15 protein-coding genes are annotated in these 15,625 nt (G+C 70.9%); 6 read left to right on the plus strand and 9 right to left on the minus strand.

Going from position 1 to position 15,625, the window contains the following annotated elements; all coding sequences use genetic code 11:
• Window positions 1-24: 24 nt before the first annotated feature.
• From hsaA to hsaB, 4 genes are read left to right on the plus strand one after another with little or no spacing between them, the layout of a single operon-like run.
• On the plus strand, window positions 25-1,203 hold the full coding sequence (gene hsaA, locus AMYNI_RS0129950) for a 3-hydroxy-9,10-secoandrosta-1,3,5(10)-triene-9,17-dione monooxygenase oxygenase subunit (RefSeq protein WP_020671781.1): 1,179 nt from the start codon (window positions 25-27) through the stop codon (window positions 1,201-1,203).
• A gap of 3 nt (window positions 1,204-1,206) precedes the next feature.
• Window positions 1,207-2,052, plus strand: a complete 846-nt coding sequence (gene hsaD, locus AMYNI_RS0129955) for a 4,5:9,10-diseco-3-hydroxy-5,9,17-trioxoandrosta-1(10),2-diene-4-oate hydrolase (protein WP_020671782.1) — start codon at window positions 1,207-1,209, stop codon at window positions 2,050-2,052.
• Window positions 2,052-2,957 (plus strand): iron-dependent extradiol dioxygenase HsaC, encoded by a 906-nt coding sequence (gene hsaC / locus AMYNI_RS0129960; protein WP_020671783.1) that lies wholly within the window; start codon window positions 2,052-2,054, stop codon window positions 2,955-2,957. The genes hsaD and hsaC overlap by 1 nt, the downstream gene beginning before the upstream one ends.
• Window positions 2,954-3,532: a 3-hydroxy-9,10-secoandrosta-1,3,5(10)-triene-9,17-dione monooxygenase reductase subunit gene (gene hsaB, locus AMYNI_RS0129965; RefSeq protein ID WP_020671784.1), complete on the plus strand. Its 579-nt coding sequence runs from the start codon at window positions 2,954-2,956 to the stop codon at window positions 3,530-3,532. Before hsaC ends, hsaB begins: the two co-directional genes overlap by 4 nt.
• Window positions 3,533-3,543: 11 nt before the next feature.
• Here the strand turns inward: hsaB and AMYNI_RS0129970 are convergent, their stop codons facing one another.
• Window positions 3,544-4,821: an HNH endonuclease signature motif containing protein gene (locus AMYNI_RS0129970; RefSeq protein ID WP_020671785.1), complete on the minus strand. Its 1,278-nt coding sequence runs from the start codon at window positions 4,819-4,821 to the stop codon at window positions 3,544-3,546.
• A 350-nt stretch (window positions 4,822-5,171) separates the two neighbouring features.
• Here AMYNI_RS0129970 and AMYNI_RS49285 point away from each other — a divergent pair, with 350 nt between their 5' ends.
• Both AMYNI_RS49285 and AMYNI_RS0129975 read left to right on the plus strand, forming a co-directional pair.
• Window positions 5,172-5,576 (plus strand): hypothetical protein, encoded by a 405-nt coding sequence (locus AMYNI_RS49285; RefSeq protein WP_157357511.1) that lies wholly within the window; start codon window positions 5,172-5,174, stop codon window positions 5,574-5,576.
• A 190-nt stretch (window positions 5,577-5,766) separates the two neighbouring features.
• Window positions 5,767-6,729, plus strand: coding sequence for an EamA family transporter (locus AMYNI_RS0129975; RefSeq protein WP_020671786.1), 963 nt, complete (start codon window positions 5,767-5,769; stop codon window positions 6,727-6,729).
• A gap of 1 nt (window position 6,730) precedes the next feature.
• Here AMYNI_RS0129975 and AMYNI_RS0129980 read toward each other — a convergent pair whose 3' ends face one another.
• The 8 genes from AMYNI_RS0129980 to AMYNI_RS0130015 form a co-directional block, all read right to left on the minus strand.
• The gene (locus AMYNI_RS0129980; protein ID WP_026361119.1) at window positions 6,731-8,074 is read right to left on the minus strand and encodes an MFS transporter; all 1,344 of its coding nucleotides are present in this window, start codon (window positions 8,072-8,074) and stop codon (window positions 6,731-6,733) included.
• 3 nt (window positions 8,075-8,077) lie between these two features.
• A complete protein-coding gene (locus tag AMYNI_RS0129985; RefSeq protein ID WP_020671788.1) occupies window positions 8,078-8,848 on the minus strand; it encodes an IclR family transcriptional regulator in 771 nt (256 codons plus the stop codon).
• A 163-nt stretch (window positions 8,849-9,011) separates the two neighbouring features.
• Window positions 9,012-10,058, minus strand: coding sequence for a fatty acid desaturase family protein (locus tag AMYNI_RS0129990; protein WP_020671789.1), 1,047 nt, complete (start codon window positions 10,056-10,058; stop codon window positions 9,012-9,014).
• Between the two features lie 71 nt (window positions 10,059-10,129).
• Window positions 10,130-11,131 (minus strand): acyl-CoA dehydrogenase family protein, encoded by a 1,002-nt coding sequence (locus AMYNI_RS0129995; RefSeq protein WP_020671790.1) that lies wholly within the window; start codon window positions 11,129-11,131, stop codon window positions 10,130-10,132.
• The gene (locus tag AMYNI_RS0130000; protein WP_020671791.1) at window positions 11,131-12,090 is read right to left on the minus strand and encodes an acyl-CoA dehydrogenase family protein; all 960 of its coding nucleotides are present in this window, start codon (window positions 12,088-12,090) and stop codon (window positions 11,131-11,133) included. Before AMYNI_RS0130000 ends, AMYNI_RS0129995 begins: the two co-directional genes overlap by 1 nt.
• Window positions 12,087-13,232: an acyl-CoA dehydrogenase family protein gene (locus AMYNI_RS0130005; RefSeq protein WP_020671792.1), complete on the minus strand. Its 1,146-nt coding sequence runs from the start codon at window positions 13,230-13,232 to the stop codon at window positions 12,087-12,089. The genes AMYNI_RS0130000 and AMYNI_RS0130005 overlap by 4 nt, the downstream gene beginning before the upstream one ends.
• On the minus strand, window positions 13,232-14,080 hold the full coding sequence (locus AMYNI_RS0130010) for an enoyl-CoA hydratase (RefSeq protein WP_020671793.1): 849 nt from the start codon (window positions 14,078-14,080) through the stop codon (window positions 13,232-13,234). Before AMYNI_RS0130010 ends, AMYNI_RS0130005 begins: the two co-directional genes overlap by 1 nt.
• Entirely contained in the window at window positions 14,077-15,594 is a 1,518-nt protein-coding gene (locus AMYNI_RS0130015; RefSeq protein WP_020671794.1) for a FadD3 family acyl-CoA ligase, read from the minus strand. Before AMYNI_RS0130015 ends, AMYNI_RS0130010 begins: the two co-directional genes overlap by 4 nt.
• Between the last annotated feature and the right edge of the window lie 31 nt (window positions 15,595-15,625).

Below are 15,625 nucleotides of genomic sequence, written 5' to 3' on the forward strand. Positions count from 1 at the left end.
AGGCGAGTGAGGACGGGGCGGAGCATGAGCGAGCAGGGCACCCACGAGGTGATCGCCGGAGTCAGGGAGCTGCTGCCCACCCTCCGCGAACGGGCGCAGGACACCGAGGACGCCCGCCGGATTTCGGACGAGTCGATCAAGTCGCTGCAGGAGATCGGCTTCTTCAAACTGTTGCAGCCCAAGACCTACGGCGGCTACGAGGCCGACCCGGTGACCTTCTACACCGCGGTCAAGCTGATCGCGAGCGCCTGCGGTTCCACCGGCTGGGTGGCCTCCATCCTGGGGGTGCACCCCTGGCACCTGGCCCTGTTCGACGGGAAGGCGCAGGAAGAGGTGTGGGCCGACGACATCGACGTCCGGATCTCCTCCTCCTACGCCCCGATGGGCAAGGCGCAGGTCGTCGACGGCGGCTACCGGCTGACCGGCAAGTGGAGCTTCTCCTCCGGCTGCGACCACGCGACCTGGGTGCTGCTCGGTGCGCCCGCGTTCGACGCCGATGGCAAGCCGGTGGACTTCTGCACCTACCTGCTGCCGATCAGCGACTACCGGATCGACGACGTCTGGGACACCGTCGGCCTGCGCGGCACCGGGAGCAACGACATCGCGGTGGACGACGTGTTCGTCCCGCAGCACCGCGCACTGAGCTTCATGGCCACCTCGAAATGCCGGACCCCAGGCCAGGACGTCAACCCCGGCCCGCTCTACAAGCTGCCGTACGGTTCGGTGCACCCCAGCACCATCACCGCCCCGATCATCGGCATGGCGCAGGGCGCCTACGACGCGCATGTGGACTACCAGCGCAGTCGGGTCCGCGCCGCCTACGCCGGCGAACAGGCCAAAGAGGACCCGTTCGCCAAGGTGCGGATCGCCGAGGCGGCCAGCGAGATCGACGCGGCCTGGCTGCAGCTGACGCACAACATCGACGAGCTGTACCAGCGGGCGTGCGCCGGTGAGAAGCTGCCGTTCGAGACGCGGCTGCGGGTCCGGCGTGACCAGGTGCGCGGCACCGAGCGGGCGATCTCGGCGATCGACCGGCTCTTCGAGAACTCCGGCGGCCGCGCGCTGCGCAGCGGCACCCCGATCCAGCGGTTCTGGCGGGACGCGCACGCCGGGCGGGTGCACGCGGCCAACGACGCGGAGCGAGCCTACGTGATGTTCGGTACCGGCGCCTTCGGGCTCCCGGTCGAAAACGCGATGGTGTAAGCGATGGAAGGCAAGTACATCCAGGTACGAGGCGATCTCCGCCTGCACTACCACGAAGCCGGCACCGAGCACGCGGAAACCGTGCTGCTGCTGCACGGCGGCGGGCCCGGCGCGTCGGCGTGGAGCAACTTCGGCCGCAACCTGCCGGTATTCGCCAAGTCGTTCCGTACGATCGCGGTGGACCAGCCCGGTTTCGGCCGCTCGGACAAGCCGACCGAGCATCCGCAGTACTTCACGCACAGCGCGGACGCGGTGGTCGGCCTGATGGACCAGCTCGGCATCGAACGGGCTCACTTGGTCGGCAACTCGCTCGGCGGCGGCACCTCGGTGCGGCTGGCGCTGAACCATCCGGACCGGGCGGGCAGGCTGGTGCTGATGGGCCCCGGCGGGCTCAGCGTCAACGTGTTCTCGCCGGATCCGACCGAGGGCATCAAGAACCTCGGCCGGTTCAGCGCGCCGCCGGGGCCGAGCCGGGAAAAGCTCGAAGCCTTCCTGCGCGTGATGGTCTACGACCAGTCGCTGATCACCGACGAGCTGATCGAGGAGCGGTTCGCCGCCGCGAGCAGCGAGGAGTCGCTGAACGCGATGCGCGCGATGGGGGCGTCCTTCGCCCAGCCCGACACCTTCGAGCAGGGCATGCTCTGGCGTGAGGCGCACCGGCTGCGGCAGCGGGTGCTGCTGATCTGGGGCCGTGAGGACCGGGTCAACCCGCTGGACGGCGCACTGCTGGCGCTGAAGCTGATCCCGCGTGCGCAGCTGCACGTGTTCGGCCGCTGCGGGCACTGGGCGCAGCTCGAGAAGTTCGAAGAGTTCAACCGGCTCGCCGTATCGTTCCTCGGGGGTTCGTGATGGGTATTCGTTCACTGGGCTATCTGCGCATCGAGGCCACGGACATGGCCAAGTGGCGCGAATACGGGCTCAAGGTGCTCGGCATGATCGAGGGCAAGGGTGCCGACCCGGACGCGCTCTATCTCCGGATGGATGACTTTCCCGCGCGGTTGGTCGTCTTCCCCGGCGAACGGGATCGGCTCGCGCAGGCGGGCTGGGAGACCGCGAATGCGGGCGAGCTGGACGAGATCCGCGGCAGGCTGGAGTCGAACGGCGTGCCGTACAAGGAGGGCACCGCCGAGCAGCTCGCCGACCGCCGGGTGGATGGCCTGATCAGTTTCGAGGACCCGTCCGGCAACACTCTCGAGGTGTTCCACGGGGTCGCCCTGGAGCATCGGCGCGTGGTGAGCCCGTACGGGCACCGGTTCGTCACCGAGGAGCAGGGGCTGGGCCACGTGGTGCTGTCCACTCACGACGACGAGGCAGCGCTGCGGTTCTACCGCGATGTGCTCGGTTTCCGGCTGCGCGACTCGATGAAGTTGCCGCCGCAGCTGGTCGGCAGGCCGGAGGACGGCGACCCGGCCTGGTTGCGCTTCTTCGGCTGCAACCCGCGTCACCACAGCCTGGCCTTCCTGCCGATGCCGACACCGAGCGGGATCGTGCACCTGATGGTGGAGGTGGAGAACACCGACGACGTCGGCCTCTGCCTCGACCGCGCGATCCGGCGCAAGGTGCCGATGTCCGCGACACTGGGCCGGCATGTCAACGACCTGATGCTGTCCTTCTACATGAAGACCCCCGGCGGTTTCGACGTCGAGTTCGGCTGTGAGGGCCGCACGGTGGACGACGAGAGCTGGATCGCCAGGGAGAGCACCGCGGTTTCGTTGTGGGGCCACGACTTTTCGGTCGGGGCGCGGCCGCGATGACGATCGCCGCGGAGATCGACCCGGCCAATTTCCGCGCGGTGCTCGGGCAGTTCTGCACCGGTGTCACCGTGGTCACCGGCTGCGGCGGAGGACCGGCGGGTGGTGAGCCGGTCGGTTTCGCCTGCCAGTCCTTCGCCGCGCTTTCCCTGGACCCGCCGCTGGTGTTGTTCTGTCCTGGCAAGGGATCCCGCACCTGGCCGCTGATCGAGCGGGCCGGCCGGTTCGCGGTGAACGTGCTCGCGGACGACCAGCGCGAGGTGAGCAACACCTTCGGCGCCCGCGGCGCGGACAAGTTCGGCTCGGTCGCCTGGCACCCGGCACCTTCCGGTTCGCCACTGCTGGACGGCGTGCTGACCTGGGTCGACTGCGAACTGGAAGCGGTGCACGAAGCCGGCGACCACTACGTCGTGGTCGGCCGCGTCACCGCTCTCGGCTCCGCCGATACCTCGGACGCGCGCCCCCTGCTGTTCTACCGGGGCCGCTACACCGTCACCCAGCCCGATACCGCCCCCGCCCCGGTGCGCGAAGACCTCGACGCCCTGCTCACCTGGCCCCGCCCCGACGACTGGTACTGAGCCCCGAAAAGTCATGATCGGAACCTGCCTGTTCGGGAGCGCGGCGGTGGATGCATGGTGTTGCGGCGGGGTGCCCGGGTGGGGTCGAGGAAACCGGGCGGGATGAACTCGGGGTGTCCGTCGGCTGCCAGGCGGACCGCCCAGTCGGAGTGGTGAATCAGCCGGTGGTGCCGGGCGCACAGGAGCACGAGGTTGCCGATCTTCGTTTCGCCGTGGTGGGCCCAGAAGACGATGTGGTGTGCGGTGCAACGTTGGGGTGGGGCGTCGCAGCCGGGGAACGCGCAACCGCCGTCCCGGATCGCCAACGCCCGGCGCTGGGCCGGAGTGGCGAGCCGCTGGGCCCGGCCGACGTCGAGCGGTTCCCCGTGTGAGCCGAGGACGACCGGGATGATCGTGGCGTCGCAGGCCAACAGCCGGGCTTCGGTGGCGCTGATGTCGCCGACCAGGTCGAGGCACGCGCGGCCGAGTTCACGGCGCAGGTCGTCGTAGGACAGCGTGACCACGATGTGCGTGGTGTCCCCGGCTTGGCCGGGCAGATCCGGGTTGGCCATCCCGATGCCGACGAACTCCGCGAACGCGTCCCCATAACGTTCCCCTTGGCCTCGGGTGTCGGGGCCTTCTTCCGGGGTCGCCGGACGGGGTTTCGCCAGCGGGTCGAGCGCGGCTTTGAGCCGGGCGAAGGTTTCATCGTCCAAAGTGGCCTTGAGACCGTGACTGCCGTCGCGATGGGTGACGAAGGCCAGTTTCCGGCGGGCGGGGACAGGCTCGCGATGGTTCGGTTCCGGGCCGTCCGGATCGAGCCGGGTCAGCAGCCGCCAACCGGCCACGGCGATCTCTCGGGGGCCGGCGGTCCTGGCGAGGTCGACCAGGATCTTTTCGCCCAGCCCCCATTCGTGTTCGGCCGTGCTGTCCGGAAGCTGCCCGAGGATGGCGAGGATCGCGTCGATCTGCCCGGCGCCCAGCGCACCTTCCATCGCGGCCAAAGCGGTGGCCGTCGCGAGTGCGGGCTGTTCGGTGCCCGCGAAATCTCGTCCGGGGTTCAGCGCGCGGGCGCGGGCGACCCGGGCCCGCGCCTCGGCGGCGGACACGTGGCACGACTCCTGGAGCAGCGCGGCGAGCGTGCCGTACCCGGTCGCTTCCCGCACGCCCCGCCGATCCAGCTCGGCCAGGATCTGGCCCTGCTCGGCATCGAGACGCCGCTTCTCCCGCTCACGGGAGAGCAGCTCGGCGACCAGTGCGCGGCCATCGAGCCGCCACCACCCGCCTGAAGCCTCGTTTCCGCTGGTCATAACCCCACCCTAGCGATACTCGAACACAAGTTCGATTGCTCGATGGGGTGAACTGGCCTTCACGGAGCCGGACGGATGTGACAGACCAAGCTATCTGTCACTTGTTCATGCTTTCTGTTGCTGCGCAGTCACCTTTCGCCAACGGGGTGGTTGTGCTCGTCGGGACTGGTCCCAGGCGGCAGGATTAGGGTCGTCGACCACCAAGACGGGAAGAAGTCGTGGGCCAAGCACAAGTTGGCACGATCCGGATCGCACGCCGATGGGGCTGGTGGTCGGGGCTCCGGTGAGGGTGCAGTCCTGTGGACCACAGCTGAGAGGGTGACCATCTCGGCAACTGAGGTGAAGGCGGAATGGGCAAGGGAAAACGCCTCCGGCGTTACCGTGACCGCCAGCCCCGCATCCACGCGAGGCGCGCACGGGCCCAGCTGAACAGCGCTGCTGCTGATCGTGAGTGGCGCAGGAAACGCCGCGCGAAACGCATCGCGATCCTCGTCTCGGTGGTCTTCGCCATCATCGACCTGGGGCTCATCTGTGGCTATATAGTTAGCGGGTTCGACGGTGGATGGTTCTTTTTCATGCTCATGGGCATCTTGGGGTCGGTGGTTGCCGTAGCACTGGCGGTTACCGATATCTTCCTCCCGGAAGAAGCACGGCCGCCGGCCAACAAGCCGCGTCGCAATCCCTACGGAGGGCATGCGGGGGGCGTTGGGCCTGCGGAAGGCGGTGACGGCGGGGGCTGTGGCGGGGGAATGTGAAATTGGACGCGCGGCATTACGGCTTTCTGCGGCAGAGAACCGCAGCAAAAAGATCCGCTCACCACGACGCGCCGAACTAGTGACAACGGTGGTGGAAAACATTTGCCTGTGAGCCGTAGCTGCGGTGTGGATAGTCGGGGTGCGGTAAAATCGTTGTTCAGCGCGGTCATCCCGTAGGCACACTGCGGGCGTGGCCGGACTGGGGAAGATCGCGCGGACGCCGGGCCGGGGCCAGGCGACCGGGTTGAGCCTGACTTCGTGGGTGCTGTTCGCGAGTTCCGGCCCGCTGGCCAAGGCGGTGATGGCGGCGGGCTGGTCCCCGGCCGCGGTGACCTCGGTACGGATCGCGTTGGCTGCGCTGCTGCTGGCACCGGTGGTCGCGGTGCTGCGGCCGCGGGCCCTGCGGTTCCGCCGTGCCGACCGGTGGCTGCTGCTCGGCTACGGGCTGCTCGGCGTTGCCGGCGTGCAGCTGTTCTTCTTCCTGGCCGTGGCCAGGGTCCCGGTCGGGGTGGCGATGGTGCTGGTCAACCTGGCGCCCGCGCTCGTCGCACTCTGGGTGCGGGTGGTGCGGCGCACCAGGCTGTCCGTGCTGGTGTGGCTGGGTATCGGGCTGGCCGTGGCCGGGCTGGCTCTGATCGCGGAGATCTGGCAGGGCGCCCGGCTGGACCTGATCGGCGTCGCCGCCGGGCTGGCCGCGGCGATCTGCTCGGCCGGGTACTTCCTGCTCGGTGAGCACGGCGCGAGCAGGCACGACTCGTTCGGGCTGACCGCGGCCGGGCTGGCGATCGGCGCGGTGGTGGTGGTCGCGGTCAGCCCGCCGTGGACGCTGCCAACGGGCCTGCTCACCGCGCCCGCGGTACTCGACGGCCTGCGGATCCCGGCGTGGCTGGCGCTGCTGACGCTCGCCGTGGTTGGCACCGTGCTGCCCTACCTGGCCGGACTGCGGGCGCTGCGCGAGCTGCCCTCGGCGCTGGCCAGCGTGCTGGCACTGGTCGAACCGCTGGTCGCCGCCGTGCTGGCCTGGCTGCTGCTCGGTCAGGCGCTCGGCCCGGCGCAGCTGGCCGGGGCGGCGATCCTGCTCACCGGTGCGGTACTGGTGCAACTCGCCGGTCCGAAACCGCTCCCGGACGGCCACGGACGAGCACCGGGCTAGTTCACCGGTGCGCGGCGATTTCTTCCAGGGGGCGGCCGGTGGTGCGGGGGCCGAGCAGGGCGATGTCGGCGATCAGCACGGCCATGGCGACCGCGACCACGGTGAACATGGCGCCCGCGCCGCCGGCCTCCAGCACCGGGATGAGCACGAACGGCATCGCGGCGGTGGCCAGCCTGGACAGCGAGTAGGCCGAGCCGGCCGCGGTCGCGCGCAGCGACGTGGGGAACAGCTCGCCCTGGTAGGTGTGGAAGGCGTTCGAGAACACGTTGCTGGTGGCGGTGTAGCAGAAACCGAGCACCGCGATCAGCGCGCTCGAACCGGAGAAGCCGAACCCGAGGCCGAACGCGGCCATGCCCAGCGCGCTGCCCACGATCAGCCATTTCCGCTGTACCCGCTCGATGATCGGGATGGACAGCGCCGAGCCGATCGGGTAGCCGAGGAAGGTGATCGCGCTGAAGGTCAGCGAATGCACCAGGCCGTAGCCCTTCGCGGCGAGCACGATCGGCACCAGCGAACCGAAACCGTAGTAGCCGAAAGCTTGCAGCAGCTGGAAAACGTAGAGCATCACGGTACGGCGGCGCCACGGCGGGCGCAGCAGCGCGCTCGCCCGCCACGGCTCTTCGACGGGGGTCGCCGGTGCCGGTTCGGCCAGCGGCTGCGGGGCGGCGGCTTCCAGCCGGCGGACCACCAGGTCGGCCTCCTCGTGCCGGCCGTTCGCGGCCAGCCAGCGCGGCGACTCCGGTAGCCGGGCGCGCAGTACCCAGACCACCGCCGCGCCCAGCGCGCCGATCACGAACAGCCACCGCCAACCGTCCACCCCCAGCGGCGCTTCGCCGGCCAGCGCCATGGCGAGGAACCCGGCCGCGGGCACCCCGCAGAAGCCGATCGTGTAAGCCCACGCGGTGGCCCGGCCGCGGGACTTCGCCGGCAGCAGGTCGGCAAGGTAGGCGTCGGCAAGCGGCAGTTCGGCGCCGATCCCGATCCCGGCCACGAACCGGCAGGCGACCAGCATCCAGACGTCCGTGCTGAACGCGCCGAGCAAGGTGAACAGCGAGTAGATGCCCAGGGTCAGCAGGAACGCCCGGCGCCGCCCGATCCGGTCGGCCAGCCTGCCCAGCGTGAGCGCGCCGACGAAGGCGCCGAGGAAGGCGGACGCGAGCAGTGGCTTGATCTCCCCGCTGGAGACGCCGAACTCCTTGCTCAGCACCGTGCTGACCGTGCTGGCCAGGAACAGGTCGTACAGGTCGAAGAAGGTGGCGACGCCGACTACGGCGATCAGATAACGGTGCAGGCGGGTCACCGGCAGCCGGTCGAGCCTGGCCGCCACACTCGGCTGATCGGGCACGGCTCAGCCGGCCTCCGGCACCGAGGCGACCGCGGGTTCGGGTTCGGGCAGCCGGGCCAGGTTGGCGCTGACCAGGTCGGCGGCGCGCTGCACGGCCGGGCCGATGGCCTTCATCCGCAAGCTGTCGAACACCGACGCGCCCACCGCGGCCACCACCTGCCCGGACGGCGAGCACACCGGCGCGGCCACGCAGTACACCGAGGGCACGGCGCCTTCGTAGCCGAAGGCCAGTCCCTCGTTGCGGGCGGTGGCGATCAGCCGTTTCCACTCGGGCACCGAGTAGCGCTCCGGGGAGGCGGTCGACGGGGTTTCCATCTCGAACAGCATGTCCGCCGCGGTGCCGCGCGGGATCAGCAGCCCGGCCCGCAGCGGCAGCACCTCGTCCACCTCGCCGCGCATCCCGCCGACGATCAGGGTCTTGTCCTGGTCCGGCACCGCCACGCAGACGCTGGCCTTCCCGGTGGCGGTGGCCAGCTGGCGCAGCGGGTGCTTCGCCGCCGCGCGCAGCACCGGGGTGGGCCGCCATGCTTGTCCCAGCCGGAACATCCTGGCGCCCATCCGGTACCGCCCCGACCGGCGCTGCACGGCGCCGAGCTCGACGAGCTGGTCGAGCAGCCGATGTGCGGTGGCCTTCGGCAGCCCGGCGTCGGCGGCGAGCCTGGTCAGCCCGGCTTCGCCTTCCTTGGCCAGTCCCTCCAGCAGCGAGAACGCGCCTTCCAGCACGCCGCGCCCGGCGGTCCTGCCCAGATCTCCGCCCGCTGTGTTCTCGCGCACCGACCGGCCACTCCAATCTTCTCGACCGGAGCGAAACGGACTCTGCTGCTCCGGGTCCACTCAGCGGACCGTACCCTGCCCTCTCCGGCCCGGCCAGGTCATGCTGAGGGCTGGACCGCGTCCGTTCGACCGATCCAGCCGACGGCAGCCGTTGCACTGGGGGTCAACGGCTTCCGGCCTTCTCGAGCCGGATCGGCTCGCCGACCTCGTGCAGATGCCGCAGCGCCTGCCGGTACGAGTCGATGAGCCCGGTCTCGTAGTACGGGACGTCGATCTCCGCGCAGTACTCGCGGATGATCCGCTGCGCACGGGGCAGGTGCGGGGTCGGCATGCTGGGGAACAGGTGGTGCTCGATCTGGTAGTTCAGCCCGCCCATCGCGATGTCCACGACCGGCCCGCCGCGCACGTTGCGGGTGGTCAGCACCTGGCGGCGCAGGAAGTCCAGCTTCTCGCCGGCCTTCAGGGTCGGCATGCCCTTGTGCCCCGGTGCGAACACCGAGCCCATGTAGACGCCCCACAGGCCCTGGTGCACCGCGAGGAAGGCCAGTGCCTTGTCCGGCGAGAGCACCAGGAACAGCAGGGCCAGGTAGCCGAGCACGTGCACGATCAGCAGGGTCGCTTCGATGCCGCGGTGCTTCAGGTTCGGCCGGAACAGCGCGCGGAACCCGGAAACGTGCAGGTTCAGGCCTTCCAGGGTGAGCAGCGGGTAGAACAGGAACGCCTGCCAGCGGCCGATGAACCTGGGCAGCCCCTTGGCCGCTTTCGCCTGGTCGGTCGACCACACCAGGATGTCCGGATCGACGTCGGGGTCGAGTTCTTCGTGGTTGGGGTTGGCGTGGTGGCGGGTGTGCTTGTCCATCCACCAGCCGTAGCTCATGCCAACGCCGAGGTTGCCGGTGATCCAGCCGGCGACCTGGCTCGGCCGCCGGGTGCGGAAGACCTGGCGGTGCGCGATGTCGTGGGAGACGAGCGCGACCTGGGCGAACATGATCGCGAAGAAGGCGGCGATGGCGAGCTGCCACCAGGAGTCGCCGATCAGGAAGAAGGCGGCCAGCCCGGCGAGGTACAGCCCGGCCACGATGCCGATCCTGGCGACGTAGTAGCCGGGGCGCCGGTCGAGCAGGCCGGCCTTGGTGATCCGCTGGGCGAGGCGGGAGAAGTCGCTGCCGGTGGCAGGGCCGGCCGGTGGGGGAAGTTCGTCGATGGTCACCTGCCCGAGTCTGGGCCGGTGGTGATCGTCCGGTAATCCCGTGCGCACCCGGGTTCGCCGGGGGGTTGTCCCTACCGCTCCGCCCGGTCGGGCCCGACCCTGGCGAGGTGCTCGTGCGGCTGCCCGAACAGCTGGGCGCTGCCGTGCGCGCGTTTGAAGTAGCGGTGCGCGTCGTGCTCCCAGGTGATCGCGATCCCGCCGTGTAGCTGGATCATCTCCGCCGCCACCGCGCTGAACGCCTCCGAGCAGTACGCCTTCGCCACCGCGGCCAGCCGGCTCGACTCGGTCGCCGCGTATGCCGCCGAGCGCGCGGTCTCCACCAGCACGTGGAGATCGGCCATCCGGTGCTTGAGCGCCTGGAACCCGCCGATCGGGCGGCCGAACTGGCGGCGCTGACCGGTGTACTCCACGGTCAGCTCGAGTGCGCGGGCCGCGGCGCCGGCCTGCTCGGCGGCCAGCACGGCGCAGACCCCGTCCCGGACCCCGGCCAGGCCAGCCCGCAGGTCGCCGACCCGCCTACCGGGCACGCCGTCGAGTTCGATCGTGGCCAGCCGCCTGGTCTGGTCCATGGCTGGGGTGTGGGTGCGCCGTGCCTCGGCCGGATCGACCTCGAACAGCGCCGGCCCGGCCACCACCAGCAGGATGTCTGCCTGGTCACCGTCGAGTACGTAGTGCGCGGTGCCGTTGAGCACATTTTCGTCGGTGGCCGTGCAGGCGGTGCCGCTCGTGTCGATGGCCCAGCGGCCGTTCGCGCCGGCCCAGGCCAGGGAAGCCACCTCGCCGCCGGCGAGCCGCGGCAGCAGCCGGGCGTTCGCCGCCTCGTCGCCGGCTTCGAGCAGGGCGAGCGTGGCCAGCACGGCCGAGCCGAGGAACGGGCCGGGGGCCAGCGTGCGGCCCAGCTCCTCGGCCACCACCTGGAGTTCGCGCAGCCCGGCACCGAGCCCGCCGTGGCGCTCCGGCACCGCCAGCGCCGGCACGCCCACCTGGTCTCGCAGCGCCGGCCACGGGTCGTCGTGGCGCTCGGCCACCGCACGCACGGTCTCGCGCAGCGCCTGCTGCTCCTCGGTGAACATCAGGCGGCCACCGCGTCCAGCACCCGCCGCCGGTGGAACGCCTGGGTGCCCCAGGCACCGACCAGCGCGCGCACCTTGGTCAGCCACAGCCCGAGCACGTGCTCGGCGGTGTAGCCGATCGCGCCGTGCACCTGGAGCCCGGTGCGCGCCGCCAGGTAGGCCGCGTCCGCGGCGGCCACCTTCGCCGCGGAGACGTCCCTGGGCACGGTCGCCGCGCCCGCGTCCAACGCCACCGCAGCCCCGTGCACCAGCGGCCTCGCCAGCTCCAATTTGGTCGCCACGTCGGCGAGCAGATGCTTGATCGCCTGGTACTCGCCGATCGCCCTGCCGTACTGCTTCCGTTGCCCGGCATAGGAAACGGCCGCGTCCAGCAGCCACTGCCCGGCGCCGAGCAGCTGCGCCGCGGTGGCCAGCGCGCCGGTGTCGAAGGCGGCGCCGGGATCGGACACCGTGGCGACCCGCTCGCCGTAGTCCACTTCGTACAGTCGCCGCACCGGGTCCACCGAGGTCAGCGGTCTGGCAGGGGTGAACACCCGCAGGCCGGTGCCGTCCACCGCGAGCCGGGTCGGTGCCACGTCCGCGTCCAGCGCGTAGGGCACGTGCGGCGCGAACACCAGCGAGGCCAAGGTCTCCCCGGCGGCGACCGTGGCGAGCACCTCGTCGTCGAGCAGCGCGGGCAGCACCGCGACGGTGTCCACCCAGGGACCGGGTACCGCGTGGTAGCCCAGCTTTTCGAAGGCGACCACCAGGTCCACCGCGCCCGCGCCGAGCCCGTCGAAGCGTTCCGGCACGGTCAGCGCGGTGACGCCGAGCCCGGCCAGCCGCCGCCAGATCCGCAGCCCCGGCTCGTGCTCGCCGGCCGCCCACGACCGTGCCGCCGCCGGAACGTCCGAATCGGACAGAAGGTCACCGATGCTGGCGGCGAACTGCCGCTGCTCGGCGGAAAGCGCGAACCTCATCGATCACCTCGGGGTAGTCCCAGCAGCCGTTCGGCGACCACGTTCCGCTGGATCTGGTCGGTGCCGCCGTAGATCGGGCCGGCAAGGGAGAACAGCCAGCCCTCCACCCAGCCCGCCTCGTCCCGGACTTCGGCGGACGGCCCGAGCAGGTCCAGCGCGGTCTCCTGCAGCGAGACGTCCAGATGCGACCAGAAGAGCTTGTTCACACTGGATTCCGGGCCCAGCCCGCCGCCGTCGGCGAGCCTGGTCACCGTGCCGAAGGTGTAGAGCTGGTACGCCCGAGCGCCGATCCACGCGTCCGCGACCCGTTCCGCCAGCGCCGTGTCACCCCGGTCGGCCGTGCGGCGCCAGAGGTCGACAAGGCGATCTGCGGCGGCCAGGAACCGGCCCGGGCTGCGCAGGGACAGGCCGCGCTCGTTGTTCGCGGTGGTCATCGCCACCCGCCAGCCATGCCCCGGCTCGCCGATCACGTCCGCGTCCGGCACGAACACGTCGTCCAGGAAGATCTCCGCGAACCCCGGTTCGCCGTCCAGCTGGGCGATCGGGCGCACCCGCACGCCCTCGGCGCGCAGGTCGATCATGAAGTAGGTCAGCCCGCGGTGCCGGCTGCTTTCCGGGTCACCGCGGAACAGGCCGAACGCGCGGTCCGCGAACGCCGCCCGCGAGCTCCAGGTCTTCTGGCCCGAGAGCAGCCAGCCGCCTTCGGTGCGCACCGCCGTGCTGCGCAGCGCGGCGATGTCGCTGCCGGCCTCCGGCTCGGACCATGCCTGCGCCCAGATCTGCTCGCCGGTGGCCATCGCCGGCAGCACCCGCCGCTGCTGTTCGGCGGTACCGTGGGAGAACAGCGTCGGCCCGAGCATGAAGATGCCGTTCTGGCTCACCCGCGCCGGCGCGCCCGCCGCGTAGTACTCCTCCTCGAAGAGCACCCACTCCAGCAGGCTCGCGCCCCGGCCGCCGAACTTCTCCGGCCAGGACACCACGGACAGCCGCGCGTCCGCGAGCAGCGCCTCCCATTCGCGATGCCGCTCGAAACCCTCCGGGGTGTCGAAGGAGGGCAGCGGCCGCTTCGGCACGTGCTCGGCGAGCCAGCCGCGCACCTCGTCGCGGAACGCGGTGGCGTGCGCGTCCAGTTCGAGATCCATCACGGTTTCCTGTTCGCGTCGCGCATGGACCTGGCGTCCTGCCCGCCAAGCGAGTCGCCGCCGGAGAGCTCCGCGTTGTGCGCGTGCGCGAAGTGGTGCAGGCCGAACACCGAGTCCATGCCGTTGCGCAGGCCCATCAGGTCCTCGGCCTGGTTGACCGCCTTCTTCGCCAGCGCCAGCCCGAACGAGGGCATCTCGGCGATGGTCTCCGCCAGCGCCAGCGTCTCCGCTTCGAGGTCCTCGCGCGGGACCACGCGGTTCAGCATGCCCCACTCCCTGGCCTGCGCGGCGCTGAACCGCTGCCCGGTGAACAGCACCTCCTTGGCCGCGCGCGGCCCCAGCATCCACGGGTGCGCGAAGTACTCGACCCCGGGAATTCCCATGCGCACCACCGGATCCGCGAAGAACGCGTCCTCCGAGGCGACGATCAGGTCGCACACCCAGGCCAGCATCAGCGCGCCGGCGATGCACGCGCCCTGCACACTGGCCACGGTCGGCTTGGGGATCTCCCGCCAGCGACGGCACATGCCGAGATAGACCTCCGCCTCGCGGGCGAACCGCTGGTCCCCGCCGGACTTCCCGACGTGGTCCCACCACAGCAGCGCGCGGCGTTCGAAGGAGACGTCCACGTCCCGGCCGGGGGTGCCGATGTCGTGCCCGGCGGAGAAGTGCTTGCCAGCGCCGGCGAGCACGATCACCTTGACCTCGTCGTCGTCCACCGCGCGGGAGAAGGCGTCGTCCAGCGCGTAGGTCATCGCCGAGTTCTGCGCGTTGCGGTACTCGGGCCGGTTCATCGTCACCAACGCGACCGGCCCGCGCCGCTCGTAACGGACCACTTCCTCGCTCATGAAGCCTCCTGTTTGAGCACCCGCTTGAGCACCTTGCCCGCCGGGTTGCGCGGCAGCGCGGTGCGGAACTCCACCTGCCGCGGCACCTTGTAGTTGGCCAGGTTCCGCTTGCAGTGCGCCAGAACGTCCTCAGTGGACGGTTCGGCGCCGGGACTGGCGACCAGGTACGCCCGGCCGACCTCGCCGAGCCGATCGTCCGGCACCCCGACCACCGCGGACTCGGCCACCCCGGGCAGCCTGGCCAGCACCTGCTCCACCTCCGCCGGGTAGACGTTGAAACCGCCGCAGATGTACATGTCCTTGAGCCGGTCGGTGATGCTGAGGTAGCCGCGCTCGTCCACCGCCCCGACGTCCCCGGTGTGCAGCCAGCCGTCCGCGTCGATCGCTTTCGCGGTGGCGGCCGGGTCACCGGTGTAGCCGAGCATCACGTTCGGCCCGCGCAGCAGGATCTCGCCGGACTCGGCGATCCTGATCTCGAACCCGGCGGTGGCCCGGCCGCAGGTGTGCGCGACGGTGCGCGCGTCGTCGTCGGGGCGGCACATGGTGACCACCACCGCTTCGGTGAGCCCGTACGCGGTGAGCACGGTGCGGAAGCTGAGCTCGGACTGCATGCGCTCCACCAGCGCCACCGGCACCGTGGCCGCGCCGGTCACCGCGAGCCGCAGGCTGGACAGGTCGTAGCGGGCGCGGGCCGGGGAGTCCAGCATGACCTGGTAGATGGTGGGCGGCCCCGGCAACACGGTGACCCGCTCCGCGGCGATCAGCCGCATCGCCTTCTCCGCGTCGAAGGTGAGCTGTGGCAGCAGTGTCGTGCCGCGCAGCAGCGCGGCCAGGATGCCCGCCTTGTAGCCGAAACTGTGGAAGAACGGGTTGATCACCAGATACCGGTCGCGCTCGCCGAGCACGCCGCATTCGGCCCAGGCTTCGGCCACCCCGAGCGCCTGGCGGTGGCTGCTCATCGCGCCCTTGCTGCGGCCGGTGGTGCCGGAGGTGAACAGGATGTCGCTCACGTCGCCGGGCCGGACCGCCGCCGCGCGGGCGTCCACCTCGGCCAGGTCGACTTCGCGACTTTCCAGCGCGGACCAGTCCAGCACGCCGGGTGTCGGCTCGGGCTCGCCCTCCACCGGCACGCGCAGCACCGTGCGTGGCCGGGCGTCACCGAGCTCGGCGAGCCGGTCCACGCCGAGGAACTCCCCGGCCACCACCAGCGCCACGGCCTCGCTGCGCTCGAGCACGTCCCGCATCTCGGGTCCGGTGAACCGGGTGTTGATCGGCACCAGGGTGGCGCCCGCGTACTGGGCGGCCAGCGCCGCGATCACCCAGTGGTGGGTGTTGGGCGAGCAGATCGCCACCCGGTCGCCGGGGGAGACGCCCTCCGCGGCGAACACTCCCGCGCAGTGGCGCACCCGCTGGCGCAGCTCGGCATAGCTGAGCCGAACCGGGCCGTCGACGAGTGCCTCCCGGTGGCCGAACCGCTGTGCCGCACGGGCGAGCGCGGCCGGGATGGTTTCCATTGCGTCTCCCTAGCAAGTGCTTGGTAGGGTA

This window comes from Amycolatopsis nigrescens CSC17Ta-90 (assembly GCF_000384315.1).
GTDB lineage: Bacteria > Actinomycetota > Actinomycetes > Mycobacteriales > Pseudonocardiaceae > Amycolatopsis > Amycolatopsis nigrescens.

Excerpts from the sequence above, each read along its gene's own strand:
- hsaA (WP_020671781.1), top strand. The coding sequence starts at position 25 with ATGAGCGAGCAGGGCACCCACGAGGTGATCGCCGGAGTCAGGGAGCTG.
- hsaD (WP_020671782.1), top strand. The coding sequence starts at position 1,207 with ATGGAAGGCAAGTACATCCAGGTACGAGGCGATCTCCGCCTGCACTAC.
- hsaC (WP_020671783.1), top strand. The coding sequence starts at position 2,052 with ATGGGTATTCGTTCACTGGGCTATCTGCGCATCGAGGCCACGGACATG.
- hsaB (WP_020671784.1), top strand. The coding sequence starts at position 2,954 with ATGACGATCGCCGCGGAGATCGACCCGGCCAATTTCCGCGCGGTGCTC.
- AMYNI_RS0129970 (WP_020671785.1), bottom strand. The coding sequence starts at position 4,821 with ATGACCAGCGGAAACGAGGCTTCAGGCGGGTGGTGGCGGCTCGATGGC.
- AMYNI_RS49285 (WP_157357511.1), top strand. The coding sequence starts at position 5,172 with ATGGGCAAGGGAAAACGCCTCCGGCGTTACCGTGACCGCCAGCCCCGC.
- AMYNI_RS0129995 (WP_020671790.1), bottom strand. The coding sequence starts at position 11,131 with ATGTTCACCGAGGAGCAGCAGGCGCTGCGCGAGACCGTGCGTGCGGTG.
- AMYNI_RS0130000 (WP_020671791.1), bottom strand. The coding sequence starts at position 12,090 with ATGAGGTTCGCGCTTTCCGCCGAGCAGCGGCAGTTCGCCGCCAGCATC.
- AMYNI_RS0130005 (WP_020671792.1), bottom strand. The coding sequence starts at position 13,232 with ATGGATCTCGAACTGGACGCGCACGCCACCGCGTTCCGCGACGAGGTG.
- AMYNI_RS0130010 (WP_020671793.1), bottom strand. The coding sequence starts at position 14,080 with ATGAGCGAGGAAGTGGTCCGTTACGAGCGGCGCGGGCCGGTCGCGTTG.
- AMYNI_RS0130015 (WP_020671794.1), bottom strand. The coding sequence starts at position 15,594 with ATGGAAACCATCCCGGCCGCGCTCGCCCGTGCGGCACAGCGGTTCGGC.